The sequence below is a fragment of the Pseudomonas sp. LS44 genome, assembly GCF_024730785.1.
In the GTDB taxonomy this organism is placed as follows: Bacteria; Pseudomonadota; Gammaproteobacteria; order Pseudomonadales; family Pseudomonadaceae; genus Aquipseudomonas.
Window position 1 is genome coordinate 1,688,988 of the sequence record NZ_CP102830.1, and the last position, 24,801, is coordinate 1,713,788.

Annotated in this window: 28 protein-coding genes; 25 read left to right on the forward strand and 3 right to left on the reverse strand. The window is 58.2% G+C overall.

Annotation, left to right across the window (positions count from 1 at the left end):
* The first annotated feature begins 23 nt into the window (after nt 1-23).
* The 7 genes from NVV93_RS07605 to murB are packed head-to-tail and all read left to right on the forward strand — an operon-like array spanning nt 24 to nt 4,543.
* Nucleotides 24-659 (forward strand): MotA/TolQ/ExbB proton channel family protein, encoded by a 636-nt coding sequence (locus NVV93_RS07605; protein WP_258253821.1) that lies wholly within the window; start codon nt 24-26, stop codon nt 657-659.
* Complete coding sequence (locus NVV93_RS07610) at nt 656-1,096, forward strand: biopolymer transporter ExbD (RefSeq protein ID WP_258253822.1); 441 nt, start codon at nt 656-658, stop codon at nt 1,094-1,096. Before NVV93_RS07605 ends, NVV93_RS07610 begins: the two co-directional genes overlap by 4 nt.
* Nucleotides 1,096-2,100 (forward strand): tetraacyldisaccharide 4'-kinase, encoded by a 1,005-nt coding sequence (lpxK, locus tag NVV93_RS07615; RefSeq protein WP_258253823.1) that lies wholly within the window; start codon nt 1,096-1,098, stop codon nt 2,098-2,100. The genes NVV93_RS07610 and lpxK overlap by 1 nt, the downstream gene beginning before the upstream one ends.
* A gap of 16 nt (nt 2,101-2,116) precedes the next feature.
* Nucleotides 2,117-2,302, forward strand: a complete 186-nt coding sequence (locus tag NVV93_RS07620; RefSeq protein ID WP_258253824.1) for a Trm112 family protein — start codon at nt 2,117-2,119, stop codon at nt 2,300-2,302.
* Nucleotides 2,299-3,063, forward strand: a complete 765-nt coding sequence (gene kdsB / locus NVV93_RS07625; protein ID WP_258253825.1) for a 3-deoxy-manno-octulosonate cytidylyltransferase — start codon at nt 2,299-2,301, stop codon at nt 3,061-3,063. The genes NVV93_RS07620 and kdsB overlap by 4 nt, the downstream gene beginning before the upstream one ends.
* Nucleotides 3,063-3,527 (forward strand): low molecular weight protein-tyrosine-phosphatase, encoded by a 465-nt coding sequence (locus NVV93_RS07630; RefSeq protein WP_258253826.1) that lies wholly within the window; start codon nt 3,063-3,065, stop codon nt 3,525-3,527. Before kdsB ends, NVV93_RS07630 begins: the two co-directional genes overlap by 1 nt.
* Entirely contained in the window at nt 3,524-4,543 is a 1,020-nt protein-coding gene (gene murB / locus NVV93_RS07635) for a UDP-N-acetylmuramate dehydrogenase (RefSeq protein WP_258253827.1), read from the forward strand. The genes NVV93_RS07630 and murB overlap by 4 nt, the downstream gene beginning before the upstream one ends.
* Nucleotides 4,544-4,638: 95 nt before the next feature.
* Here the strand turns inward: murB and rne are convergent, their stop codons facing one another.
* Nucleotides 4,639-7,671 carry a ribonuclease E gene (gene rne, locus NVV93_RS07640; protein ID WP_258253828.1) on the reverse strand — a complete coding sequence of 1,011 codons (3,033 nt, stop codon included), beginning with the start codon at nt 7,669-7,671 and terminating at the stop codon, nt 4,639-4,641.
* A gap of 558 nt (nt 7,672-8,229) precedes the next feature.
* Here rne and rluC point away from each other — a divergent pair.
* From rluC to NVV93_RS07655, 3 genes are read left to right on the forward strand one after another with little or no spacing between them, the layout of a single operon-like run.
* Nucleotides 8,230-9,183, forward strand: coding sequence for a 23S rRNA pseudouridine(955/2504/2580) synthase RluC (gene rluC, locus NVV93_RS07645; RefSeq protein WP_258253829.1), 954 nt, complete (start codon nt 8,230-8,232; stop codon nt 9,181-9,183).
* Nucleotides 9,176-9,874: an HAD-IA family hydrolase gene (locus NVV93_RS07650; RefSeq protein ID WP_258253830.1), complete on the forward strand. Its 699-nt coding sequence runs from the start codon at nt 9,176-9,178 to the stop codon at nt 9,872-9,874. The genes rluC and NVV93_RS07650 overlap by 8 nt, the downstream gene beginning before the upstream one ends.
* The gene (locus NVV93_RS07655) at nt 9,864-10,844 is read left to right on the forward strand and encodes a S49 family peptidase (protein ID WP_258253831.1); all 981 of its coding nucleotides are present in this window, start codon (nt 9,864-9,866) and stop codon (nt 10,842-10,844) included. Before NVV93_RS07650 ends, NVV93_RS07655 begins: the two co-directional genes overlap by 11 nt.
* Nucleotides 10,845-10,883: 39 nt before the next feature.
* On the opposite strand, the gene NVV93_RS07660 is transcribed toward NVV93_RS07655, so the two are convergent.
* Nucleotides 10,884-11,462, reverse strand: coding sequence for a nucleoside triphosphate pyrophosphatase (locus NVV93_RS07660; RefSeq protein ID WP_258253832.1), 579 nt, complete (start codon nt 11,460-11,462; stop codon nt 10,884-10,886).
* A gap of 109 nt (nt 11,463-11,571) precedes the next feature.
* On the opposite strand from NVV93_RS07660, the gene NVV93_RS07665 reads away from it, so the two are divergent.
* The 13 genes from NVV93_RS07665 to NVV93_RS07725 all read left to right on the forward strand — a co-directional run bounded on the left by NVV93_RS07665 (nt 11,572) and on the right by NVV93_RS07725 (nt 21,653).
* Entirely contained in the window at nt 11,572-12,099 is a 528-nt protein-coding gene (locus tag NVV93_RS07665; protein ID WP_258253833.1) for a YceD family protein, read from the forward strand.
* Between the two features lie 13 nt (nt 12,100-12,112).
* Nucleotides 12,113-12,295 carry a 50S ribosomal protein L32 gene (gene rpmF / locus NVV93_RS07670; protein ID WP_003245185.1) on the forward strand — a complete coding sequence of 61 codons (183 nt, stop codon included), beginning with the start codon at nt 12,113-12,115 and terminating at the stop codon, nt 12,293-12,295.
* 3 nt (nt 12,296-12,298) lie between these two features.
* Nucleotides 12,299-13,309 carry a phosphate acyltransferase PlsX gene (plsX, locus tag NVV93_RS07675; protein ID WP_258253836.1) on the forward strand — a complete coding sequence of 337 codons (1,011 nt, stop codon included), beginning with the start codon at nt 12,299-12,301 and terminating at the stop codon, nt 13,307-13,309.
* Nucleotides 13,310-13,411: 102 nt separating this feature from the next.
* Nucleotides 13,412-14,350, forward strand: a complete 939-nt coding sequence (fabD, locus tag NVV93_RS07680; protein ID WP_258253837.1) for an ACP S-malonyltransferase — start codon at nt 13,412-13,414, stop codon at nt 14,348-14,350.
* A gap of 17 nt (nt 14,351-14,367) precedes the next feature.
* Entirely contained in the window at nt 14,368-15,111 is a 744-nt protein-coding gene (gene fabG / locus NVV93_RS07685) for a 3-oxoacyl-ACP reductase FabG (RefSeq protein ID WP_258253838.1), read from the forward strand.
* 194 nt (nt 15,112-15,305) lie between these two features.
* Nucleotides 15,306-15,539 carry an acyl carrier protein gene (gene acpP / locus NVV93_RS07690; RefSeq protein ID WP_068826648.1) on the forward strand — a complete coding sequence of 78 codons (234 nt, stop codon included), beginning with the start codon at nt 15,306-15,308 and terminating at the stop codon, nt 15,537-15,539.
* A gap of 109 nt (nt 15,540-15,648) precedes the next feature.
* Complete coding sequence (gene fabF / locus NVV93_RS07695) at nt 15,649-16,893, forward strand: beta-ketoacyl-ACP synthase II (protein ID WP_258254312.1); 1,245 nt, start codon at nt 15,649-15,651, stop codon at nt 16,891-16,893.
* A complete protein-coding gene (gene pabC, locus NVV93_RS07700) occupies nt 16,893-17,708 on the forward strand; it encodes an aminodeoxychorismate lyase (protein ID WP_258253839.1) in 816 nt (271 codons plus the stop codon). The genes fabF and pabC overlap by 1 nt, the downstream gene beginning before the upstream one ends.
* A gap of 3 nt (nt 17,709-17,711) precedes the next feature.
* Nucleotides 17,712-18,779: an endolytic transglycosylase MltG gene (gene mltG, locus NVV93_RS07705; protein ID WP_258253840.1), complete on the forward strand. Its 1,068-nt coding sequence runs from the start codon at nt 17,712-17,714 to the stop codon at nt 18,777-18,779.
* Nucleotides 18,776-19,408: a dTMP kinase gene (gene tmk / locus NVV93_RS07710; protein ID WP_258253841.1), complete on the forward strand. Its 633-nt coding sequence runs from the start codon at nt 18,776-18,778 to the stop codon at nt 19,406-19,408. The genes mltG and tmk overlap by 4 nt, the downstream gene beginning before the upstream one ends.
* On the forward strand, nt 19,401-20,387 hold the full coding sequence (locus tag NVV93_RS07715) for a DNA polymerase III subunit delta' (RefSeq protein ID WP_258253842.1): 987 nt from the start codon (nt 19,401-19,403) through the stop codon (nt 20,385-20,387). The genes tmk and NVV93_RS07715 overlap by 8 nt, the downstream gene beginning before the upstream one ends.
* A 31-nt stretch (nt 20,388-20,418) precedes the next feature.
* The gene (locus tag NVV93_RS07720) at nt 20,419-20,775 is read left to right on the forward strand and encodes a PilZ domain-containing protein (RefSeq protein ID WP_090238100.1); all 357 of its coding nucleotides are present in this window, start codon (nt 20,419-20,421) and stop codon (nt 20,773-20,775) included.
* Nucleotides 20,776-20,864: 89 nt separating this feature from the next.
* Nucleotides 20,865-21,653 carry a TatD family hydrolase gene (locus NVV93_RS07725; RefSeq protein ID WP_258253843.1) on the forward strand — a complete coding sequence of 263 codons (789 nt, stop codon included), beginning with the start codon at nt 20,865-20,867 and terminating at the stop codon, nt 21,651-21,653.
* 208 nt (nt 21,654-21,861) lie between these two features.
* Here the strand turns inward: NVV93_RS07725 and NVV93_RS07730 are convergent, their stop codons facing one another.
* Nucleotides 21,862-22,995: an aminotransferase class V-fold PLP-dependent enzyme gene (locus NVV93_RS07730; protein ID WP_258253844.1), complete on the reverse strand. Its 1,134-nt coding sequence runs from the start codon at nt 22,993-22,995 to the stop codon at nt 21,862-21,864.
* Nucleotides 22,996-23,070: 75 nt separating this feature from the next.
* Here NVV93_RS07730 and NVV93_RS07735 point away from each other — a divergent pair, with 75 nt between their 5' ends.
* Both NVV93_RS07735 and NVV93_RS07740 read left to right on the forward strand, forming a co-directional pair.
* Nucleotides 23,071-23,709, forward strand: coding sequence for a TetR/AcrR family transcriptional regulator (locus NVV93_RS07735; protein ID WP_258253845.1), 639 nt, complete (start codon nt 23,071-23,073; stop codon nt 23,707-23,709).
* A gap of 76 nt (nt 23,710-23,785) precedes the next feature.
* Nucleotides 23,786-24,754: a GTP 3',8-cyclase MoaA gene (locus NVV93_RS07740; protein WP_258253846.1), complete on the forward strand. Its 969-nt coding sequence runs from the start codon at nt 23,786-23,788 to the stop codon at nt 24,752-24,754.
* Nucleotides 24,755-24,801: the final 47 nt, after the last annotated feature.

Below are 24,801 nucleotides of genomic sequence, written 5' to 3' on the forward strand. Positions count from 1 at the left end.
CTTTTCCAAGGGGAATCAATGCCGTGTGGGAACTGATTAAAGCAGGCGGCTGGATGATGCTGCCGATTATTCTCTGTTCTATTGCTGCCATGGGCATCATCGTCGAGCGCCTGTGGACCTTGCGTGTGAGCAGGGTTTCGCCGCCGCAATTGCTGGGGCAAGTCTGGCTGCTGATCAAGAACAAGCAGTTGAATGCGCAGAAACTCAAGGAAATCCGCCAGTCCTCGCCGCTGGGTGAGGTGCTGGCGGCAGGCTTGGCCAACTCCAAGCATGGTCGCGAGATCATGAAAGAGTGCATTGAAGAGGCCGCTAGCCGAGTCATCCATGAGCTGGAACGTTACCTCAATGCCCTGGGTACCATCGCCGCCATGGGACCATTGCTCGGTCTGCTCGGCACGGTATTCGGCATGATCGATATTTTCAGTGGCTTCATGGGCAGCGGCGCCGCCAACGCGCCGATGCTCGCCGGCGGTATCGGCAAAGCGTTGGTAACCACCGCCGCGGGTCTGATCGTGGCGATTCCGGCGGTGTTCTTCCATCGCTATCTGCTGCGCCGGGTCGATGAATTGGTGATCGCCATGGAACAGGAGGCGATCAAGCTGGTGGAGGTGGTGCAGGGCAATCGTGAAGTCGATTTTGCCGAGGTGCCCAAAGCGTGAAATTCCGCCGCAGGGCGGGCAATGTGGCCCGCGAAGAGGTGTTTCTCAACCTCACGTCGATGATCGATGTGATCTTCGTGTTGCTGCTGTTTTTCGTGGTCACCACCACCTTTAGCCGTCCGACCCAACTGAAGGTCGATTTGCCCGAGGCGGCCAGCGCCACACCTGCCGAAGACACCGAGCTGAAACAGCTCGAAGTCGCGATCAACGCCGAGGGCACCTATTCGCTGAATGGCCAAGTGCTGGCGAAAAGCGATCTGAGCACTTTGATGGCGGCCATGCAGAAAGAGTCGGAAGGCGACAGCAGCCTGCCGCTGACCATCAGCGCCGACGGAAAGACCCCTCATCAATCAGTAGTGACCGCCATGGATGCGGCCGGCAAGCTCGGTTTCAGTCATTTGCGCATCACCACCGTCGAGGCCCAGGCGGCGCCCTGATGGCTCTGGCTGATCGTCTGCTTGCGGCCTGGTACGACGGCCACCCAGCGCTGCACGTGTTGCGTCCGCTGGAGGCCATTTATCGCGCCGTGGTATGCCGCAAGCGCCAGCGCTTTCTCGCGGGTGAACTGCCCACCTACCGCGCTCCGGTCCCCGTCGTGGTGGTCGGCAATATCACCGTCGGCGGCACCGGTAAGACGCCGCTGATCCTCTGGTTGATCGAGCATTGCCGCCAGCGTGGCCTGCGGGTTGGGGTGGTCAGTCGCGGTTATGGCGCCAAGCCTGCGCATTTCCCCTGGCGGGTTGAAGCCGATCAGAGCGCGACCGTCGCCGGTGATGAGCCCCTGCTGATCGTTCAGCGTACCGGCGTTCCGCTGATGATCGATCCGGATCGCTCGCAGGCAGTCCGCGCTTTGCTTGAGTCCGAATCGCTGGATCTGATTCTGTGTGACGACGGCCTGCAGCACTACCGCTTGGCTCGCGATCTGGAACTGGTGCTGATCGATGCCGCGCGCGGTCTGGGAAACGGCCGTTGTCTACCGGCCGGCCCGCTGCGCGAGCCGCTCGAGCGTCTAGAAAGTGTCGATGCGCGGCTCTTCAATGGTGGCGCCGCTGATACGGGAGAGGGCTATGCGCTCCAATTGCGCCCAACCGCGTTGGTCAATCTGGCCAGCGATCAGCGCGTGCCGCTCGACCATTTCGCCGCCGGGCAAGCGCTGCATGCGGTGGCTGGGATCGGCAATCCGCAGCGTTTCTTCAACACGCTCGAAGCGCTAAACTGGCGGCCAATCCCGCATCCCTTCGCCGATCACGCGCAATACAGTAAGCCTGCGCTGACGTTCACTCCGCCATTGCCGCTGCTGATGACCGAGAAGGATGCCGTTAAGTGCCGAAGCTTCGCTGCAGCCGACTGGTGGTATCTGGCAATTGACGCCGCCCCTTCGGAAGCCTTCGTTACTTGGTTCGATGCGCAATTGGCACGCCTGCTGCCCATGCGCCCCTGACTTCAAAGGATCTTCGATGGACCCGAAATTGCTGGATATTCTCGCCTGCCCGATTACCAAGGGCCCGCTCAAACTCAGCGAAGATAAGTCCGAGCTGATCAGCAAAGGCGCCGGGCTGGCGTTTCCCATCCGTGAAGGCATCCCGGTGATGCTGGAAAGTGAAGCGCGCCCCCTCACGGCGGAAGAGCGGCTGGAGAAATGAGCCAGGCGTTCACCGTGGTCATTCCTGCCCGTTACGCGTCGACTCGCCTGCCGGGTAAGCCCTTGCAGGACATCGCTGGCAAGCCAATGGTCCAGCATGTCTGGGAGCAGGCGCGCAAAAGCCAGGCCCAGCGGGTGATCGTTGCCACCGACGATGCGCGCATCGTCGAGGTGTGCCAGGGTTTCGGCGCTGACGTACTGCTGACCCGCGAGGATCACAACTCGGGCACCGACCGCCTGGCCGAGGTGGCCAGTCAACTGGGGTTGTCTGGTGATGCCGTCGTCGTCAATGTCCAAGGCGATGAGCCGATGATCCCGCCGGTGATCATCGACCAGGTGGCAGCCAATCTGCTCGCCCACGCCGAGGCGGCGATCTCCACTTTGGCCGAGCCGATCGATGCGGCGGCGACCCTGTTCAATCCCAATGTGGTCAAGGTCTTGACCGATATCAATGGCCTGGCACTGACCTTCAGTCGCGCGCCATTGCCTTGGGCGCGGGATGATTTCGCGGTCAGCCGGGAACAGTTGCCCGCCGGCATACCTTATCGCCGGCATATTGGCATCTATGCCTACCGTGCCCAGTTTCTTCATGACTTCGTCACTTGGGGCCCATGCTGGCTGGAGAACTGTGAGAGCCTGGAGCAGCTCCGAGCGCTATGGCACGGCGTGCGAATTCATGTGGCCGATGCCTTGCAGGCGCCGCCAACCGGCGTCGATACGGCGGAAGACCTTGAGCGCGTCCGCCGCCTGTTGGGGGCTTGATGCGCGTTCTGTTCGTTTGCTTGGGCAATATCTGTCGCTCGCCGACTGCCGAAGGCGTTTTTCGTCGCAAGCTCAGTGAGGCGGGGCTGGCAGAGCGGGTGACGGTCGACTCGGCCGGCACTGGCGATTGGCATATCGGTAAGGCGGCGGATGCCCGTACCAGCTTGGCTGCTCGCCAACGGGGTTACGATCTGTCCGCGCTACGTGCGCGGCAAGTCGAAGTGGCGGATTTTTCCCGCTTCGATCTGATCCTCGCCATGGATCACAGTAACTTGCGCGATCTGCAGCGCATGCAGCCGGCCGTGGCGCAGGCCGAACTGGACCTCTATCTGCGCCGCTATGACCTGCCTCTCGATGAGGTGCCTGACCCGTATTACGGTGGCGCTGACGGTTTTGAGCAGGTCTTGGATCTGATCGAGCAAGCCAGCGATGCGCTGCTCGCCGAAGTGCGGCAACGGCTATGAGCCTGCAGATTCGCGAGCGCGTATCGCTCAAGCCATTCAATAGCTTCGGTGTCGACGTGCAGGCACGCCTGTTCGCCGAGGCGCACGATGATGATGAAGTGCGCGAGGCACTGGCTTATGCCGAGCAGCAGCAACTGCCGTTGTTGGTCATCGGCGGTGGCAGCAATCTTCTCCTGACTGCCGATGTCGATGCGTTGGTGCTGCGCATGGCCAGCCGCGGATCGCGACTTCTCAGCGACGACGGCCAGCGTGTGATTGTCGAAGCAGAGGCGGGCGAGCCATGGCATCCATTCGTCCTCTGGAGTCTGCGGCAAGGGCTGGGTGGCTTGGAGAATCTCAGCCTGATTCCCGGTACCGTGGGTGCCGCGCCGATGCAAAACATCGGTGCTTATGGCGTCGAGTTGAAAGATGTCTTTGTTGGGCTCGCCGCCCTCGACCGGCACACCGGCGAGTTGCGCGAGTTCTCTCTGGCGGACTGCGCCTTCGCCTATCGGGATAGCCGGTTCAAGCGTGAAGCTGGGCGCTGGCTGATCCTGCGGGTGCGTCTGGCCCTGAGTCGCCAGGCGGCTTTGCATCTTGACTATGGCCCAATCCGTCAGCGTCTGGTCGAGCAGGGTATTGAGGCGCCGACGCCTATGGATGTAAGTCGGGCCATTTGCGCAATTCGCAGCGAAAAACTGCCGGACCCCAATGAGCTCGGCAATGCCGGCAGCTTCTTCAAGAACCCCTTGGTGGCGGCGGAGCAGGCCGACCGTTTGCGTCAGCAATACGCAGACCTGGTGGCTTATCCGCAGGCTGGTGGATTGGTCAAATTAGCCGCTGGCTGGTTGATCGAGCGCGCCGGCTGGAAGGGTTTTCGTGAGGGGGATGCGGGCGTGCATCGACTGCAAGCCTTGGTCTTGGTGAATTACGGAGAGGCCACTGGTGGCCAGTTGCTGGGGTTGGCTCGGCGCATTCAGGCCGATGTGGCGGTGCGCTTCGGCGTCGCCCTGGAAATAGAACCAAACGTACTCTAGGAAGGGTTGGAGTAGACTCATCAGTACGATCTTTCCGGTAACCGCCGGCCACAAAAAAGGGATGCCGAGGCATCCCTTTTTGTACGCAGCAAGTCTTAAACCGAAGGTTTGGACTCGTCATCGGCTTCTTTGTGCTCGCTTGGCGAGACGCCGGTAAATGCGTCGCCAGTGCTCTCGTCACGCTCCTCAGTTGGCTCAACAGCTTTATCGGCTACTTCTGCTACTGGTTGAGCGGCCTCAGTGGCGGGCTCGGCTTCGACAACCGGAAGGGTTTCTTCAACCGGCGCGCTGATGATCGCAGCGGGAGTGCTAGCGGCCTGCTCAGCTTCTTTAGCCAGGCGCTCGGTTTCACGCTGACGGCGACGTACTTCGCGCGGATCATTGGCGGCGCGGCCACCAGCGGTAACAGCAGGTGCTTCATCCGCTTGCGCAACGTTCTCTACGATGTCGTGGACTTCGACTTCCGCTGCGACAGCTTCCACTACGGGTTCGGCAGCTACTTCTACCGGTTCAGCAACGCTCGGCGTCACCGGTGCGGCTTCAACCTCGGCCAGGTTTTCTACGGCAGGCGTCTCTGTGAAGACCGGTGCGATGACTTCAGGCTGTGCAACTTCAGCAGCTACTGTTTCGACGGCTTCGACGGCGATTTGCTCGTTTTCGCTGGCAATCGACTGATGAGCGGGAGCGGCGGTTTCTTCAGGATTGAAAACCTGCTCAGCGCTTTGCTCGGTCGCTTGGTTAGCGGCGATTACGACGCCGGCGGCCACTACTGGGGCGGCTTCATCGGAGTTAGAGGCTTCTTCTTCGCTACCTTCAATCAGATTGCCGTCAGCATCGCGCTGGCGTTCGCGACGATTGCTGCGACGACGCTGGCCGCGGGAGCGACGGCGCGGGCGATCACCGCCTTCACCGCCTTCCTGCTCTTCATCGTTCAGCAGCTCTTCGTTTGGCAGAGCGTCCTCGGCGTCCTGCTCCACGGCAGCACGCGGTTGGCGCTCTTCACGCGGCGGACGCGGTTGACGCTCTTCGCGTGGTTTGCGTTCGGCGCGCTCTTCGGTAGGTGCTTGAGCGGTCGGGGCTGTTTCCAGCGGATCACGCAGCTCACGTACGCGCTCTTCGCGGGGCTTGCGGTCTTCGCGTGGTTTGCGCTCTTCACGAGGAGCTCGCTCGCGACGGGCTTCTTGCGGCTCACGCGGCTGGCTGTCGTCACGCTCGCGCGCTTCACGCGGTTGACGTTCCTCACGAGCCTGACGCTCTTCGCGAGGTTGACGCTCCTCGCGGGGCTGGCGTTCTTCGCGCGGCTTGCGCTCGTCATCACGACGACCGCCACGACTGCGATTCTGCTGACGACCGTTGCGGCGTTCGTCGCTGCGTGGCTGGCGCTCGGTCGCAGCTTTCTTCTCGACGACGACCGGCTGTTGCTCTTCCTTGGCGGCGAACAGACCTACCAGCGATTTGACCAGACCCTTGAACAGACTGGGCTGTGCGCTGGGGGTAGGGGGCTCTTCGCTGGCCGGTGCTACTTGGGTCGGAGTGGGGCGCGGAGTGGCCTTGATCGCAGCTTCCTGGCGTACCAGTGTGCGAGTGGCGCTGACCGGTTGGGCTTCTTCGACTTCAGCGGCGGTCATTTCATAGCTGGATTGGCCGCTGAGGGCTTCCGGGCTGTCATCGCGCAGGCGTTGAACTTCGAAGTGCGGCGTCTCCAGATGATCATTTGGCAGGATGACAATGCGCGCACGGCTGCGCAGTTCGATCTTGGTGATCGAGTTGCGTTTTTCATTGAGCAGGAAGGCGGCAACCGGGATTGGCACTTGCGCACGAACTTCAGCGGTGCGGTCTTTCAGTGCTTCTTCTTCGATCAGGCGCAGGATCGCCAGCGACAACGATTCGACGTCACGGATGATGCCTTGGCCATTGCAGCGCGGGCAGACAATACCGCTGGTTTCGCCAAGGGACGGACGCAGGCGCTGACGGGACATTTCCAGCAGGCCAAAGCGCGAGATGCGTCCGACTTGCACGCGGGCGCGGTCGGCTTCCAGTGCTTCGCGGACTTTCTCTTCCACGGCGCGCTGGTTCTTGGCCGGCGTCATGTCGATGAAGTCGATGACGATCAGGCCGCCAATGTCTCGCAGGCGCAGCTGGCGAGCGATTTCTTCGGCCGCTTCCAGATTGGTCTGCAGGGCGGTTTCTTCGATGTCGCTGCCTTTGGTGGCGCGCGCCGAGTTGATGTCAATGGACACCAAAGCTTCGGTCGGATCGATAACGATCGAGCCACCGGACGGCAGCTTCACTTCCCGCTGGAAGGCGGTTTCGATCTGACTCTCAATCTGGAAGCGATTGAACAGCGGTACGCTGTCTTCGTACAGCTTGATCTTGCTGGCGTACTGCGGCATCACCTGACGGATGAAGCTGAGGGCTTCTTCTTGGGCTTCGACGCTGTCGACCAGTACTTCGCCGATGTCCTGGCGCAGGTAGTCACGAATGGCGCGGATGATGACGTTGCTTTCCTGGTAGATCAGGAAAGGTGCGGCGCGATCCAGCGAGGCTTCTTTGATAGCGCTCCACAGTTGCAGCAGGTAATCGAGGTCCCACTGCATTTCTTCGCTGGAGCGACCGAGGCCAGCGGTGCGCACGATCAAGCCCATGTCCGCCGGAGCGATCAGGCCATTTAGTGCTTCACGCAATTCGTTGCGTTCTTCGCCTTCGATGCGGCGGGAGATACCACCAGCACGCGGGTTGTTCGGCATCAGAACCAGGTAGCGGCCGGCCAGACTGATGAAAGTGGTCAGGGCTGCGCCCTTGTTGCCACGTTCTTCTTTTTCGACCTGAACAATGACTTCCTGGCCCTCGCTCAACACATCTTTAATGTTGACGCGGCCTTCTGGGGACTTCTTGAAGTATTCGCGGGAGATTTCTTTGAGGGGAAGGAAACCGTGGCGCTCAGAGCCAAAGTCGACAAAAGCAGCTTCGAGGCTGGGTTCGACGCGGGTGATGCGGCCTTTATAGATGTTGGCCTTTTTTTGCTCACGAGCACCCGATTCGATGTCCAGGTCATAGAGGCGTTGGCCGTCTACCAGGGCAACACGCAACTCTTCGGGTTGAGTTGCGTTAATCAGCATTCTTTTCATGTAGTACCGTCGGTTTCCGGGCTGCCGGAAACGGCGTTCGGCACACACGACTCTCAGGTCGGTGTCAGGTGTGCGTCAGAAACGGTTGTCAGCCGTTCCACTGTCAAGCGACGTCAGCCAATAGGGCTGGGGTCGCGACGGACGTCTCCTGTGGGTTGTGCTGTATAAGCACGCAGTCAGAAGGAGGAATCAGCCATCGGTAGCGGACGCGTTGAGCGTCTTAATAAAGCTTGGTGCTACGCAGTCCGACGGTCGTGCATCTCCACCCTACACATGTCACTGAAAATCGGGTGCCGCTCGCAGAATCCGCAGCGGGTTGGTATTGGTTGCGCTCTCCTAGGTGAGCGCGCGTCATAACTAAAAGGCCTTATTTCGGACTCTTCACGCTGTATGCGGTAAACAATCCGTCGGACGGCCTTGTGTCCTAAATACCGTGCAAGTTAGCCAGGATCGCAGTTGGCGCGATAGCTGATAACTAGGCCGTTTTTGGCGGCGTTCGCGACTATAGCAGCTCTGATTAAGTGCTTCAATTCAATAAAAAATTGTTATCATTGGCGGATGACAGAATCTGCCTCTCCGACTTCCGGCGTTCAGCTGCTTGAAGTCGAACCGGAACATGCCGGCCAACGTATTGATAACTATCTCCTTGCCCGTCTGAAGGGTGTGCCTAGGACCCTGATCTATCGCATTTTGCGCAAAGGCGAAGTGCGGGTGAACAAGGGGCGTATCAAGCCAGAATACAAACTTCAGGCCGGCGACATTGTGCGCGTGCCTCCGTTGCGGCTTGCCGAGCGCGATGAGCCGGCGCCTCTCGCGCAGGGCTTGCTGGAGCGTTTAGAGGCGGCAATCGTCTATGAGGACAAGGCCCTGATCGTCCTCAACAAGCCGGCTGGCGTGGCGGTGCACGGCGGAAGTGGGCTGAACTATGGTGTTATCGAGGCTTTTCGTCAGTTGCGTCCAGATAGCAAGGATTTGGAGTTGGTGCATCGCCTGGATCGGGATACGTCGGGCCTGCTGATGATTGCCAAGAAGCGCAGCATGCTTCGTCATCTGCACGAGGCGTTGCGCAAGGATGGCGTGGACAAGCGTTACATGGCGCTAGTCCGTGGTCATTGGGCGACGGCGAAAAAGCAAGTCAATGCACCTCTGCAGAAAAGCAATTTGCGTTCGGGTGAGCGCATGGTGGAGGTCAATTCTGAAGGCAAGGAGGCGTTGACTCTATTTCGCGTCCTGAGGCGTTTTGGCGAGTTTGCCACCTTGGTCGAGGCTAAGCCGGTCACCGGGCGCACGCATCAGATTCGTGTGCATGCCAAGCATGCCGGCCATTCCATCGCGGGTGACAGTAAGTATGGCGATGAGGATTTCACGCGTGAGATTAAAGGGCTGGGTGGCAAGCGCTTGTTCCTGCACGCCTACATGCTGACGGTTCCGCTGCCCGATGGGGGCGAGCTGCGGCTTGAGGCTCCGGTCGATGAGGTCTGGGCCAAAACCCTGGAGCGGCTCATTGTCTGATTACCGGCTACTGATCTTCGATTGGGATGGTACGTTGGTCGACTCGATCCAGCGCATTGTCGATTCGATGCATTTCGCCGCTGAGGGTTGTGGCTTGCAACGGCTTGAGGATGCATCCATCAGGGGCATCATTGGGTTGGGTTTGCCGGAGGCCATCTCCAGTCTGTACCCCGTTTTTTCTGACGGACCATCTATCGAGCGTTTCCGTCGACTCTATAGCGAGCGTTATCTGGCCTTCGAATCTGAGCCGTCGCCTTTGTTCGCTGGCGTTGAGGAGGGGTTGGAAGTTTTTCGTGATCAAGGTTATCGCCTCGCGGTAGCTACCGGAAAAACTCGTCATGGCCTCGATTCGGTACTGGCTCGTCGCGGTTGGTTGAAGTATTTCGATGTCACCCGCTGCGCCGACGAAACTGCCAGTAAGCCCGATCCTCTGATGCTGAATGAAATTCTTAGGCACTGTCAGGTGGGGGCAGGGCAGGCGCTGATGGTTGGAGATTCGGTTTTTGATCTGCGCATGGCTAAAAATGCGGGGATGGACTCGGTGGCGGTTAGTTACGGTGCCCAGTCTTCAGCTCTGCTGAACGATGAGCGGCCGTGTTTGATGATCGACGAATTCACGGAATTACGGGGCTGGCTGGGCCGGCACTCGAAGAATGAATCATTGCTTGAGGTGGATAGGCATGTCGGATGAGTGGAAGTCTGCAGATGCAGCGGGTGACGATGCTAAAAGTTGGCAGTTGTTAGAAAAAACACTGCTGGCAAGCGTTCAAGAGCAGCGTCGGTCGCGGCGTTGGGGGATTTTTTTCAAGCTGCTGACATTTATTTATCTTTTCGTTGCTATCGCGCTGCTTTCGCCTTCGTTCGATTTGAAGGGGGGGGCGGCGCGTAGCGGGAACCACACGGCGGTGATCGAAATTCGGGGGGTGATTGCCGATAAGGAGGCTGCCAGTGCCGATAACGTCATTAGCAGTTTGCGCAAGGCATTTGAGGATGCGAATACCAAGGGAGTGATCCTGCGCATCAATAGCCCTGGTGGTAGTCCGGTGCAGTCTGGTTACATCTATGACGAAATTCGTCGCCTGCGGGGCGAACATCCGGATATCAAGCTGTATGCGGTGATTACTGATCTGGGTGCTTCCGGTGCGTATTACATTGCCAGTGCTGCGGACTCTATATATGCAGACAAGGCGAGCCTGGTCGGCTCCATCGGAGTGACGGCGGCGAGTTTTGGTTTCGTTGGTGCGATGGAGAAACTGGGTGTGGATCGGCGCATCTACACGTCGGGCGAGCACAAGGCTTTTCTAGATCCGTTTCAGCCGCAAAAAGCCGAAGAAACCCAATTCTGGCAGGGCGTACTCGACACCACTCATCGACAGTTTATCGCTAGCGTTAAGAAGGGTCGCGGTGATCGCTTGAAGGATGCTGGGCGCCCTGAGCTGTTTTCCGGCTTGGTTTGGTCTGGCGAGCAGGCGTTGGAATTGGGGTTGATCGATGGGTTGAGCAGTACCAGTGCGGTGGCGCGTGATGTTGTCGGTGAGAAGGAATTGGTCGACTTCACTGTGCAGGAATCACCGTTCGACCGTTTTGCGAAAAAAATCGGCGCCAGCGTCGTTGAGCAGGCTGCGCTGTGGATGGGCTTCCAAGGGCCAGTGCTGCGCTGAGGCAAGGGCGAGCCCTGCTGGGCTCGCTCCTTGGTTGCACTAAGGGATCTGGATACCTTCGACCAGAAGCATGTCGACCAAGCGGATCAGTGGAAGCCCTACCAGGCTGGTAGCGTCATCGCCTTGAGTGCTGCGAAACAACGAGACGCCTAGGCCCTCGGCTTTGAAACTGCCGGCGCAATCAAAGGGTTGCTCCGCTTCCAAATAGCGAATGATCGCTGCTTCACTCAATTGTCGAAAATTAACGGTAAAGCGCACGTAATCCACCTGACATTGCCCGCTGGCGCTATTGAGCAATGCCAATCCGGTAAGGAAATGCACACTTTCGCCGCTTGCACTTCGCAGCTGCTGTATCGCCCGCTCCATGCTGTGAGGTTTGCCGAGAATAGTTCCTCGCAGTAGTGCGACTTGGTCGGAGCCGATGATCAGGTGTTGCTCGTGGCTTGCGGCTAAGGCCTGGGCTTTTTCTTGAGCTAGGCGTTTCACTAGCTCGATAGGGTTCTCGCCGTCGCGAGGCGCCTCATTGATGTCTGGAGTGGCCGAGCTGAACGGTAGGCGCAATCGCGCTAGTAACTCGCGCCGATAAGGTGAGCTGGATGCTAGGAGTAGAGGTTGCATTGATTCTTCCTGCGTGTCGCGGTGCACGATTTTAGCCAAGGTTTGGCATGCTCTGAAGTGTCGAATTTCCTTTGACAGGGGGAGGGTGCCTCCCTAAAATGCTGCGCCTATGTTGAATGGGCCGATTCCACCTCATATTGATCCGCGTAAGTTGGCTGATCGCGGCGCTTCCCTCGAGGGCGAAGTGTCGCTGGCCAATTTGGTGCGACTCTGCGATTCGCTTGCTGGCAATGCTGGCACTGTACGCGCGAAATATACTTTCGAGCGTGATGAGCGAAATGCAGTGGTTATGCACAGCGCAATCGATGTTGAAGTCAAAATGGTATGCCAGCGTTGTCTGGAGCTGGTTGCTTTGCCAATCCACAGCGAATGCAGTTATGCCGTGGTAAAGGAAGGCGCGGATACCCAGTCAGTGCCGAAAGGCTATGACGTGCTGGAGTTGGGCGAAGGTCCTTTAGATTTGCTGGAATTGGTTGAGGATGAGCTATTGCTCGCCTTGCCTATCGTGCCTACGCATGATCCAGAAGATTGTCAGCAGCCGGTGGGTCTCGATGAGCCCCAGCCGAGCGAGAACGAGGTATCGCGGTCCAACCCGTTCAGTGTATTGGCACAGTTAAAGCGTGACCCAAACGTTTAGGAGTTAATAGATTATGGCTGTTCAGCAGAACAAAAAATCCCGCTCTGCCCGTGACATGCGTCGCTCTCATGACGCTCTCGAGGCTAGCACTCTGTCCGTAGAGAAAAGCACTGGTGAAGTGCATCTGCGTCACCACGTATCTCCGGAAGGTGTATACCGTGGTCGCAAAGTGATCGATAAAGGCGCTGACGAGTAATCCTTGTCCGCTCCGATCATCGCGATCGATGCAATGGGTGGGGACTTCGGTCCCCACTGCATTGTTCCGGCCAGCCTAGCTGCGCTCGCTGAATTCCCTTCGTTACAACTGGTCCTAGTCGGCCAAGCCCCTCTTGTAGAGAAATTAATTGCCCAGCACCCCGCTGTGGATCGCTCACGCCTTCGCGTTGTGCATGCTGCTGAAGTAATTTCCATGGATGAGCGACCTGCTCAGGTGTTGCGAGGCAAGCCTGACTCATCGATGCGTATCGCCCTGGAAATGCTGCGTGATGGAGAAGTCCAGGCATGTATCAGTGCCGGCAACAGCGGGGCATTGATGGCGCTTTCCCGATATATCCTGAAGACCCTGCCGGGTATCGATCGTCCTGCGATGGTAAGTGCCATCCCGACGTCGACGGGGTATTGCCACTTACTTGATTTGGGCGCCAATGTCGATTGCAGTGCTGAGCATCTTTATCAGTTCGCTGTGATGGGAGCGGTAGCTGCAGAGGCATTGGGTGTCTCAAGTCCACGTGTTGCCTTATTGAATGTCGGTACCGAGGACATTAAGGGTAATCAGCAGGTGAAGGTTGCTGCCAGCCTGTTGCGGCAAGCCGAGGGTTTGAACTATATCGGCTACATCGAAGGAGACGGCCTCTATCGGGGTGAGGCGGATGTAGTGGTTTGCGATGGTTTTGTCGGCAACATCTTGCTCAAGTCCAGCGAGGGGTTGGCATCCATGATTTCGTCGCGAATGGAGGCGCTTTTCAAGCAGGGTTTCGGTTCCCGTTTGGTCGGTACGTTGGCGTTGCCATTGCTGCGGCGCTTGCAGAATGACTTGGCGCCAGCGCGGCATAACGGCGCGAGCTTCTTGGGGCTGCAGGGTATCGTTGTGAAGAGCCACGGCTCAGCTGGGCCTGATGGCTTTCAAAGTGCAATTCGGCGTGCGGTCGTCGAGATTCGCGAGGATCTGCCGCAGCGTTTGCATGGGCGATTAGAGCATCTGTTGCTGTAGGATGTGACCGCCCGACACGGCTGGTCATCCAACATTCTGTCTATCGCGTCTGGCATGCCTGGATGCACTTTTCTCGATGTTCAGGCCTTAAGGACCCATTAAATGTCTGCATCTTTCGCATTCGTTTTCCCCGGGCAGGGCTCGCAATCGCTTGGCATGCTTGCCGAGCATGGGGCCCAGCAGCAACAAATTGTGGATACTTTCGTCGAGGCGTCCGATGCGCTCGGCTATGACCTGTGGGCGCTGACTCAGCAGGGACCTGAAGCCCTTCTCAATCAAACCGACAAGACTCAGCCAGCAATTCTGGCCGCATCCATTGCGCTATGGCGCCTCTGGCGGGCAGAACAAGGTCTGCAGCCGGCCTTTGTTGCTGGTCACAGCTTGGGCGAGTATTCGGCTCTAGTCGCAGCTGGGAGCATAGGTTTTGCCGATGCGCTGAAGTTGGTCGAACGTCGCGGTCAATTGATGCAGGAGGCGGTACCAGCTGGGCAGGGTGGCATGGCCGCTATTCTTGGTCTTGAGGATGATGATGTGCGCGCGGCCTGCGCTGAAGCTGCGCAGGGCGAGGTAGTCAGTGCCGTTAACTTCAATGCGCCCGGTCAAGTCGTTATCGCCGGCGCTGCCGCAGCTGTCGAGCGCGCAATCGATGCATGCAAAGCCCGTGGAGCAAAGCGCGCCATGCCGCTGCCAGTGAGCGTGCCATCGCATTGTGATCTGATGCGGCCAGCCGCTGAACGTTTTGCCGAGTCGGTATCGGCTGTCGCTTGGCGGGCCCCGCAAATTTCCCTGGTACAGAATGTCAGTGCAGCAGTGGTGATTGATCTGGAAACGCTTAAGCGCGATCTCCTTGCACAGCTCTATAACCCTGTGCGGTGGGTCGAGTCGATGGTGCAGCTGTCGGCTCAGGGCGTGACTGGCCTGATTGAATGCGGGCCCGGCAAGGTGCTTTCAGGGCTTAACAAGCGCTGCGTAAAAGGCATCGACACCTACAACTTGGATACCCCAGATGCTTTTGCCGCTACCCGCGCGGCTCTGGCTTGAATCAAGGAGAAAGCTGCATGAGCCTGCAAGATAAAGTTGCCCTAGTAACGGGTGCGAGTCGTGGTATCGGTCAAGCGATCGCTCTTGAGCTAGGGCGCCAAGGCGCAGTAGTCATTGGTACCGCCACTTCAGCATCGGGTGCCGAGCGCATCTCACAGATGCTGAAGGAAAACGGTATCGCGGGGTCTGGGCTGGTATTGGATGTGAGCAATGACGAATCGGTCTCCAGTACTCTAGAGCAAATCCAGCAGAGTGTCGGTCAGCCGCTGATTCTCGTGAATAATGCCGGGATCACTCGCGATAATCTTATGCTGCGCATGAAAGATGACGAGTGGCACGATGTCATTAACACGAACCTGAACAGTCTGTATCGTCTCTCCAAAGCCGTGCTTCGCGGGATGACCAAGGCACGCTGGGGGCGAATCATCAATATCGGTTCGGTAGTTGGTGCCATGGGCAATGCTGGCCAGGTTAACTACGCTGCTGCTAAAGCGGGGCTGGAAGGTTTCAGTCGAGCCTTGGCTCGCGAAGTCGGCTCCCGTGCGATTACCGTGAACTCGGTAGCGCCAGGTTTTATCGACACCGATATGACTCGTGAATTGCCCGAAGCACAGCGCGAGGCGCTGGCGGCGCAGATTCCATTGGGCCGTCTCGGCCAGGCTGAAGAGATCGCCAAGGTGGTAGGCTTCTTGGCTTCTGACGGTGCAGCTTATGTCACTGGGGCTACTATTCCAGTGAATGGCGGAATGTACATGAGCTAAATGTGACCAAGACCTTCAGAAAACTGTCATAGCTGCTGTCTAAAATCCGTTATAAAGTTGCAACGGTTTATAGGTAGATGGTTGGGCTGATAGTGAAGGTCCTAGGCATTTGGCTTGAAATGCGGAAAACCCTTTCTATACACTTACCCACAGACCAGCTGCCTGGATTTGTCCATTAGGAGTGAAAACAAGGTATGAGCACCATCGAAGAACGCGTCAAGAAAATCGTTGCTGAGCAACTGGGCGTCAAAGAAGACGAAGTAACCAATAGCGCTTCCTTCGTTGAAGACCTGGGTGCCGACTCTCTTGACACCGTTGAGCTGGTGATGGCTCTCGAGGAAGAGTTCGAGACCGAAATCCCGGACGAACAAGCAGAGAAGATCACCACTGTTCAGGAAGCTATCGATTACGTTACTGCGCACGCGTAAGAACATGTAATCGTCGGTTTCCCGACTCGGAAAAGCCGCACTGCCCCAACCGGGCGTGCGGCTTTTCTTTAAGCGCAATCAATGTAGTAGATAGATGAAGGAGATTACTGTGTCGCGTAGACGCGTTGTGGTCACCGGCCTGGGCATGTTGTCGCCGCTGGGTACCGATGTGCCGAGCAGCTGGCAGGGTATTCTGGCTGGCCGAAGTGGCATTGGTCCGATCGAGCATATGGACCTTTCTGCCTATTCCACCCGTTTTGGCGGCTCGGTGAAGGATTTCAATGTCGAGCAATATTTGTCAGCCAAAGAGGCTCGCAAACTCGACCTGTTTATCCAGTACGGGATGGCAGCCAGTTTCCAGGCCATTCGTGACTCGGGGCTGGAAGTAACTGACGCCAACCGTGAGCGCATCGGTGTGGCGATGGGTTCCGGGATTGGTGGCCTCACCAATATCGAGAACAACTGCAAGGTATTGCATGAGCAAGGGCCGCGGCGTCTTTCGCCGTTTTTTGTGCCCGGCTCGATCATCAATATGATTTCTGGGTTCATGTCCATCCATTTGGGATTGCAGGGACCGAACTACGCGATTGCGACGGCTTGCACCACAGGCACGCATTGCATAGGCATGGCGGCCCGCAACATTGCCTATGGTGAGGCTGACGTCATGATTGCCGGGGGCGCCGAGATGGCAGCCTGCGGACTGGGAATTGGCGGTTTCGCCGCGGCGCGCGCGCTGTCTACCCGTAATGACGACCCGACCCGTGCCAGTCGTCCGTGGGACAAGGGGCGTGACGGTTTCGTTCTTTCCGATGGTGCCGGCGCTTTGGTGCTCGAAGAACTCGAACATGCGAAAGCGCGTGGCGCCACTATTTATGCCGAGTTAATCGGTTTCGGCATGAGTGGCGATGCCTATCACATGACGTCGCCGCCGGAAGACGGTGCCGGTGCCGCCCGTTGCATCACCAACGCAATCCGTGATGCCGGCCTGAGTGTCGATCAGGTCCAATACATCAATGCTCATGGCACCTCGACTCCGGCCGGTGATCTGGCTGAGGCGGCTGCGATCAAGTCGGTATTCGGCGATCATGCTTACAAGCTGGCGGTCAGCTCGACCAAGTCGATGACAGGCCATTTACTTGGCGCGGCGGGCGCGGTGGAGGCGATCTTCAGCGTGTTGGCGATTCGCGATCAGGTGGCGCCGCCGACCATCAACCTCGACGACCCGGACGAAGGCTGTGACCTTGATTTCGTTCCGCATCAAGCCAAGGAGCTGCCGATTGATGTCGTGCTCTCCAACTCCTTCGGCTTTGGTGGTACCAACGGCTCGCTGGTGTTTCGCCGGTTCGCCGGCTAATGCTGACCTGGGTCGACGGTTGCCCCAGCGAGACACTTCCTGTTCAGGATCGCGGTCTCGCTTACGGCGATGGGTTGTTCGAAACCATCGGCGTAAAGAATGGCCAGCCGCTGCTCTTGGCTCGGCATCTCTCCCGCTTGAAGGAGGGCTGCGCGCGCTTAGCCTTGCCCTGTGATGTAGACCTTGTCCATTCCGAACTGCTGCGCTTCTGTGCGCTGATCGGTGAGGGCGTCGCTAAGCTGATCGTGACTCGCGGCGACGGTGTGCGTGGCTACGCTCCTTCAGTATCGGCACAAGCACGGCGAATTCTGCAGGCAAGTCCTTGGCCTGACTACCCTGCAAAAAACGCCGAACATGGCGTACGTTTGTTTTCCTGCCAAACGCGGCTTGCCGAACAACCCCTGCTCGCCGGGCTGAAGCATCTGAACCGTTTGGAGCAAGTCCTGGCCCGTGCCGAATGGCAGGATTTCGAGCACGCTGAGGGCTTGATGCTGGATGTTTCCGGAAGGGTCATCGAAGGCGTGTTCAGCAATCTGTTTCTAATTAAGGATGGAATACTGGCCACTCCGGATTTACAGCGCTGCGGCGTGGCCGGCGTGATGCGTGCCGAGTTGTTGGCGCAGTGCTCGGCGCGTGGTATCACCGCCGTCGTACGCGATATCAGCTACGCGGAGTTGCTGGATGCTGATGAGATATTTCTGTGCAACAGTCTCTACGGCATCTGGCCGGTGCGCGCGCTGCTGGATCATGACTGGCCGGTCGGCTCGCTCACCCGTAAACTCCAGAGCATCGCCGGCGATCTAGTGGACTGTTGATTCGTGATTCGTAAAGTTCTCTTGCTGCTACAAGTCGGCCTTTTGCTGGCTGGGCTGTTGGTGGCGTTTGCCGCTTGGCAGCAGCGTGCAGCACTACAACAGCCATTGAGCGTGAGTGCCGAACAGCTCCTTGACGTTCCTGCCGGTGCCACTCCAGGTGGTGTGCTCAATCGTCTTGAGCGCGAGGGTATTCTGCAGAATGCCTTCTGGCTGCGTTTATATTGGCGTTTCAATCTGGATGGCCAGCCGCTGCACAGTGGCGAATACCGCTTGTTGCCTGGGCAGCGGGCCATCGACTTGATCGGCTTATGGCAGCGGGGCGAGGTGGTGCAGTACAGCCTGACGCTGGTTGAAGGGTGGAACTTCCGTCAAGTGCGCGCGGCTCTGGCCAAACAGGACAAGCTCAAGCAAACCGTGGCTGGACTGAGTGACCCTGAGCTTATGGCCCATCTCGGTCAGCCCGGTGTCTTTCCTGAGGGGCGCTTCTTCCCCGACACCTATCGGTATGTGCGCGGGATGAGCGATGCGGACCTGCTCAAGCAGGCCTACAGCCGCCTTACTCAAGTGCTTGATGAAGAATGGCAAAGACGTTCGGACAGCTTGCCGTACCGCGATTCGTACCAAGCGCTGATCATGGCGTCGCTGATCGAGAAGGAAACGGGTGTGCCGCAGGAGCGGGGCCAGATCGCGGGAGTGTTCGTCCGTAGGCTTCAGCAGGGCATGCTCCTGCAGACCGATCCCACAGTGATTTACGGTCTTGGCGAACGTTACAACGGCAAGCTGACCCGAGCCTTTTTGCGCGAACCTACGCCTTACAACACCTACCTGATCGCCGGGATGCCACCGACACCGATCTCGCTGGTCGGCCGCGAAGCCATTCGTGCAGCGCTGCATCCTCAGGGTGGCACCAGTTTGTATTTCGTCGCACGCGGCGATGGTAGCCACGTATTCTCCGCTGATCTTGACGCGCACAACCGCGCCGTGCGGGAGTTTCAGCTCAAGCGGCGCGCAGACTATCGCTCCAGCCCGGCACCGCTTCCGGATGCCACCATTATTAAGGACAGCCAGTGACCGGCTTGTTTATCACTCTTGAAGGGCCCGAAGGCGCCGGCAAGAGCACTAACCGCGAGTTTTTGGCGCAGCGCTTGCGCGAGCACGATCTTGAAGTGGTGTTAACCCGTGAGCCTGGCGGCACGCCGCTGGCGGAGCGGATTCGTGAGCTGCTGCTGGCGCACAGCGATGAGGCAATGGCCGCAGATACCGAACTGCTGCTGGTCTTCGCGGCGCGAGCCCAGCATTTGGCCGAGGTGATTCGGCCGGCATTGCAGCGCGGCGCGATAGTGCTGTGTGATCGTTTTACCGATGCAACATATGCCTACCAAGGTGGCGGTCGCGGGCTGCCGGAAGCTCGTATCGCCGAGCTCGAGCGCTTCGTTCAGGGCGATCTTAATCCGGACCTCACGCTGATATTCGATTTGCCGGTAGAGATCGGCTTGTCCCGAGCGGCTGCTCGTGGACGCCTCGATCGTTTTGAGCAAGAAGGGCGGGCTTTTTTCGAGGCGGTGCGCCTCGCCTATTTGCGCCGGGCCGAGGCGTTGCCGGAGCGCTATCGCATCGTCGACGCCGCGCAGTCATTGACGCAAGTGCAGCGTGATTTAGATAGTTTGCTGCCGCAGATTGTGGAACGTGCACGTGGCTGAGGCATATCCCTGGCAAGACGACCTCTGGCAGCAACTAGCTGGGCGTGCTCAGCACGCACACGCCTATCTGCTGCATGGGCCGGCGGGGATTGGCAAACGCGCCCTGGCTGAACGGCTCATGGCTCGTTTGCTGTGCCGCACGCCAGTTAGCTTACACGCTTGCGGCCAATGCAAGGCTTGCTTGCTGCTGGCAGCAGAGACGCATCCTGACAACTTTATTCTCGAGCCAGAAGAGGCGGATAAAGCGATCAAGGTTGATCAGGTTCGCGAACTGGTGAGCTTTGTCGTGCAAACCGCGCAGCTGGGTGGCCGCAAGGTGGTGTTGGTCGAGCCGGTCGAAGCAATGAACTTGAACGCCGCCAACGCGCTACTGAAAAGTCTCGAAGAGCCCTCGGGCGATACCGTGCTGTTGCTGATCAGTCACCAGCCGAGCCGGTTGCTGGCAACCGTGAAAAGTCGCTGCGTACAGCAAGCCTGTCCGTTACCCAGCACGGAAATGAGTTTAGCCTGGCTGGCGCAAGCGTTGCCGCAAAGCAGCGAGGATGAGCGCCGCGAGCTGTTGACGTTAGCGGCAGGCTCGCCACTGACCGCGATACGTCTACATGAGCAGGGCGCGATCGCGCAGCGTGCTCAGGTTGTAGAGGGGGTAAAAAAACTGCTCAAACAGCAGCAGGCGGCGAGTCAGCTGGCTGAAGGCTGGAGTGCCGTACCGTTGCCTTTGCTGTTCGACTGGTTCTGCGATTGGACGCTATTGATCCTGCGTTACCAGATGACGCGTGATGAGTCAGGCCTGGGGCTCGCCGACATGCGTAAGGTGGTTCAGTATCTGGCCGACAAGACCACCCCGGCGAAAATCCTTTCCCTGCAAGAGTGGCTATTGGCCAATCGGCAGAAAGTCTTGGCCAAGGCCAATCTCAACCGTGTGTTGCTTCTCGAAGCCTTGTTGGTGCAGTGGGCAAGCCTGCTTGGACAAGGCTAGAATCGGCGCACCAGTCAGTTAGGAATGCCGCATGAGCTTGCCACCAAATCTTGGCCCGCGTAACGGGATCTTGTCTCTGACTATCAAGGACAAGTCCGTGCTCTATGCCGCCTATATGCCGTTCATCAAGAATGGCGGCTTGTTCATCCCCACCAACAAAAGCTACAAGCTCGGCGATGAAGTGTTTATGTTGCTCAACTTGATGGATGAGCCTGAAAAAATTCCAGTTGCCGGCAAGGTGGTCTGGATCACGCCCAAGGGTGCCCAGGGCAATCGCGCTGCTGGTGTCGGCGTGCAGTTCAATGATGGCGACAACACTGCGCGTAACAAGATCGAAACCTATCTGGCTGGCGCCCTGACTTCCGATCGTCCGACCCACACGATGTAATTGCCGCAGGCGGCCAACCTCAAGCTATCGGCGAGTGCATCAGCCCCGGCGTCACGGCTTACAAGGTCGCCGTCCGGTTTGAGGTTTTCATGTTAATTGACTCCCATTGCCACCTGGATCGTCTCGATCTTTCAGCCCACAACGGCAGCCTCGACGCGGCGTTAACTGCCGCCCGTGAAGCTGGCGTTGGTCATTTTCTTTGCATCGGCGTGAGTGCCGAGAATGCTTCCGTAGTGAAGAGACTCGCCGAGCAGTATCCGGATGTTCACTGCTCAGTGGGTATCCATCCGTTGGATTTGGAGCCTGGGGCGGCGCCAGCGCTAGACTGGTTGCTCAGCGAGTTGGAGCATCCGCGTGTCGTCGCGATAGGCGAGACCGGGCTGGATTATCACTATGAGCCGGAAGCCGCGGAGCTGCAGCGCACGGCTTTTCGCTTGCACCTACAAGCGGCGCAAATCACCGGTAAACCAGTCATCGTGCATACCCGGACGGCGCGCGCCGATACCTTGGAGCTGTTGCGCGAGGCGGCCTTGTCACAAGCCGGGGTGCTGCATTGCTTTACCGAAGACTGGGAGATGGCCAAAGCCGCGCTGGATCTAGGCTTCTACATCTCGCTGTCCGGCATCGTCACCTTTCGCAATGCCGATGCATTGCGTGACGTGGCACGCCGAGTCCCCTCCGATCGCCTGCTGGTGGAAACCGACTCCCCGTACTTGGCGCCCATTCCTCACCGCGGTAAGCCGAATCTTCCGCAGTATGTTCGCGATGTCGCTGAGTTTCTCGCTGAGCTGCGTGGTGTAAGTTTTGATCTGTTGGCCGAACAGACTACGAGCAATTTTCAGCGTCTGTTTCCGTTGGTGGGCTTAAATCGCGGATAAAAAAAACCCGGGTTCTGGGGGATGAATCCGGGTCAAGACCATTAGGAGTAAATCAAGGTACGCAGTCCACGGTACCTTGGCTGGCGGGACACTTGGGGGGAGATGTCGCACGCCAGTACTCTGAGTATTGGTGAAGATCGCTGATCGTCCAGATTACTAATGTTCGTTTTTTAAACGGATTTGGAATACATGAACTACTGCTGAGTGCTCACCTAGATGCCAGCTGGGTTAGAACGGTCAAGGCTTCTTCAATAACATGGCCTTCGGTGTAGAAATGGGGTGAAAAACGAATACCCGGCCCGCGCTGGGCGCACACGATCTGCTCGTTTTTCAGTTTCTCGAAGAGGGCGCGCTGATCCCAACCGTCAAGGCTGAAAGTCAGAATCCCAGCGCGTCGAGCTGGATTGCGCGGGCTATGCAGCGTGACACCGGTAATCCGGTCAAGCCCATTCTGTAGCCAATGTATCCGCTCGTTCAGCGCTTGGCCGACCGCGCTCATACCCACTTCTTCCAGCAGTGACAGGCTGGCCTCCAGGGCTACCGCGCCTAGCAAGTTGGGGCTGCCACATTCGAAACGCTTAGCAGACCGCGCGGGTCGCCAGTCGCTGCGATCATAGTCGCCGGCATGTTCGAGCATGTGCCAGCCGTACTCGTGGAGTTTCAACTGCTCGCGTAGATCGCTGCGGCAGTAAAAGACGCCTAGACCTTCAGGGCCGAGCATCCATTTATGCCCATCCGCCATAGCAAACGCACATGCACATGCTTGCGCATCGAAGGGAAGGGCGCCCAATTGCTGGATGGCATCCACGCAAAACAGCACCCCTCGCTGCTGGCAACCGTGGCCTAGACGTTCCAATTCAAGCCGAAGGCCACTGGCGTATTGCACCGCGCTAATCGACATCAGCCGAGTCCGCGGTCCGCAAGCGGCGAGTAGGGCGCCTTCTGGGTCGTCACCACTTAAATCCACCTGCTTCACTTCGACGCCTAGAGGTTTCAGGGCTTCCCAGACGATGCGGTTAGAGGGGAATTCTTCGTTGCTGATGACTATTTGGTCGCCAGCTTTCCAGTCCAGACCAAAAGCCACGAAGGAGAGCGCTTCGGAAGTATTTTTTACCAGGGCGATGTCATCGCGACTCGGCGCGTTGAGCAAGCGTTTGAGTCGGTCGCGCAGGGTATTTTCCAGGATTAGCCAGTTCGGATAGTCGCGTGCACCGATGGAAACATTTTCCTCGGCGAAGCGCGCGACAGCCTCTGCGGCACGGCGTGGCCACGGGGCGACGGCGGCATGATTGAGATAGCGCAGTCCCGAGGCTTGAGTAAACTCATTTCGATAGGCATACATAGGTTTAGATCCGTGCAATTTAGCCCTGAATAGGCATAATACGCCCCTTCGTTTTTTTGACCTTGCAGTCTATTTATGCAGAAAGAACCTCGTAAAATCCGCGAATTTCGTCGTCGTGAGCAAGAAGTTCTCGATACTGCGCTGAAGCTATTCCTCGAGCAGGGGGAAGACAGCGTGACGGTCGAGATGATTGCCGACGCTGTGGGCATTGGCAAAGGCACTATCTACAAGCACTTCAAATCCAAGGCCGAGATCTACCTGCGGCTGATGCTGGATTATGAGCGTGACCTGAACAGCCTGTTCCATTCCGAGGATGTGTCGCGTGACAAGGAAGCCCTGTCACGTGCGTATTTCGAGTTTCGCATGCGCGACCCGCAGCGCTATCGCCTGTTCGACCGCTTGGAAGAGAAAGTGGTGAAGGGCAATCAAGTGCCGGAAATGGTCGATGAACTGCATAAGATCCGTGCATCAAACTTCGAGCGCCTGACCCAGTTGATCAAAGGGCGCATTGAGGAGGGCAAGCTGGAGGATGTGCCGGCGTACTTCCATTACTGCGCTGCCTGGGCGTTGGTGCATGGCGCCGTGGCGCTGTATCACTCGCCATTCTGGAGCAATGTGCTTGAAGATCAGGATGGCTTCTTCCAGTTCCTGATGGATATCGGCGTGCGCATGGGCAACAAGCGCAAGCGCGAGGGTGATCCCTCCGCCAACTGAGGTCGCCACCGTAGCGGCGTATGGGCGCCGCTGGCGGTAGGGATATACTCCAGTAAGACATCGCGGGAGCTTTTCCATGATCGTCGATCGCCAGGGCAGGCGTTTCCGCAACCTGCGGATCAGCCTGACCGCCGCCTGTAACTACGCTTGCACCTACTGCGTGCCGGACGGTAAGCGTCTTGTCGCCGCGCAGGATGAGCTGTCGGCTGACGCCATGGTTCAGGGGGTTGCCTATCTGATCGAGGCGGCTGGCATTGAGCGTTTGCGTATCACGGGTGGCGAGCCACTGGTCAGTCCCAAACTTGAACCATTCCTGCAAGGCGTCGGGCGTTTGGGTCTGGCAGATATCAGTATCACCAGCAACGGTCAGTTGTTGGCGCGTAAGTTGCCGCTTTTGCTGGATGCTGGCATCCGGCGTCTGAATATTTCTCTCGATACCCTTGATCCGGAAGCGTTCCGCAAAATCGCCCGTGGCGGTGATCTGAGCAGTGTGCTTGGCGGGCTCGACCAAGCGCGCGAGGCGGGGCTGAAGATCAAGATCAATATGGTGCCGTTACGCGGCCACAATCTCGATCAAGTACTTCCGCTGTTGGATTACTGCCTCATGCGTGGTTTCGAGCTGCGCTTTATCGAGTTGATGCGGATGGGCCATTTGGCCCGCGATCCGAATGCTTTCCTGCAACAGTTCGTTGGCATGCCCGAGTTGCTCGCGCTGATCGGTGAGCGCTATGGCTATGCACAGGCGCCCGCACCTCTGGATGCAACGGCGCTGCGTTATGAAATCCCTGGCCAGGGATTTTTTGGCGTGATCGCCAACGAGTCCGTTCCGTTCTGCCGTACCTGTTCACGCCTACGGCTGTCGTCGACTGGCTGGCTGCATGGTTGCCTGTCGTCGAGCAATCGACATTACATCGGCGATTTGCTCGATAAGCCGCGCCACCAGGCCTTGCCCGCCTTGCAGCGATTACTGGTCAAGACGCTGGCGGATAAACAGGAAGTGGCGTTTTCTGGCGGCGCAACCGTCATGAAAATTATCGGTGGCTAATTTGCATTGCAGAGCAGCGAGCGCAGAGCTGGCGCGGAAGCTGCAGA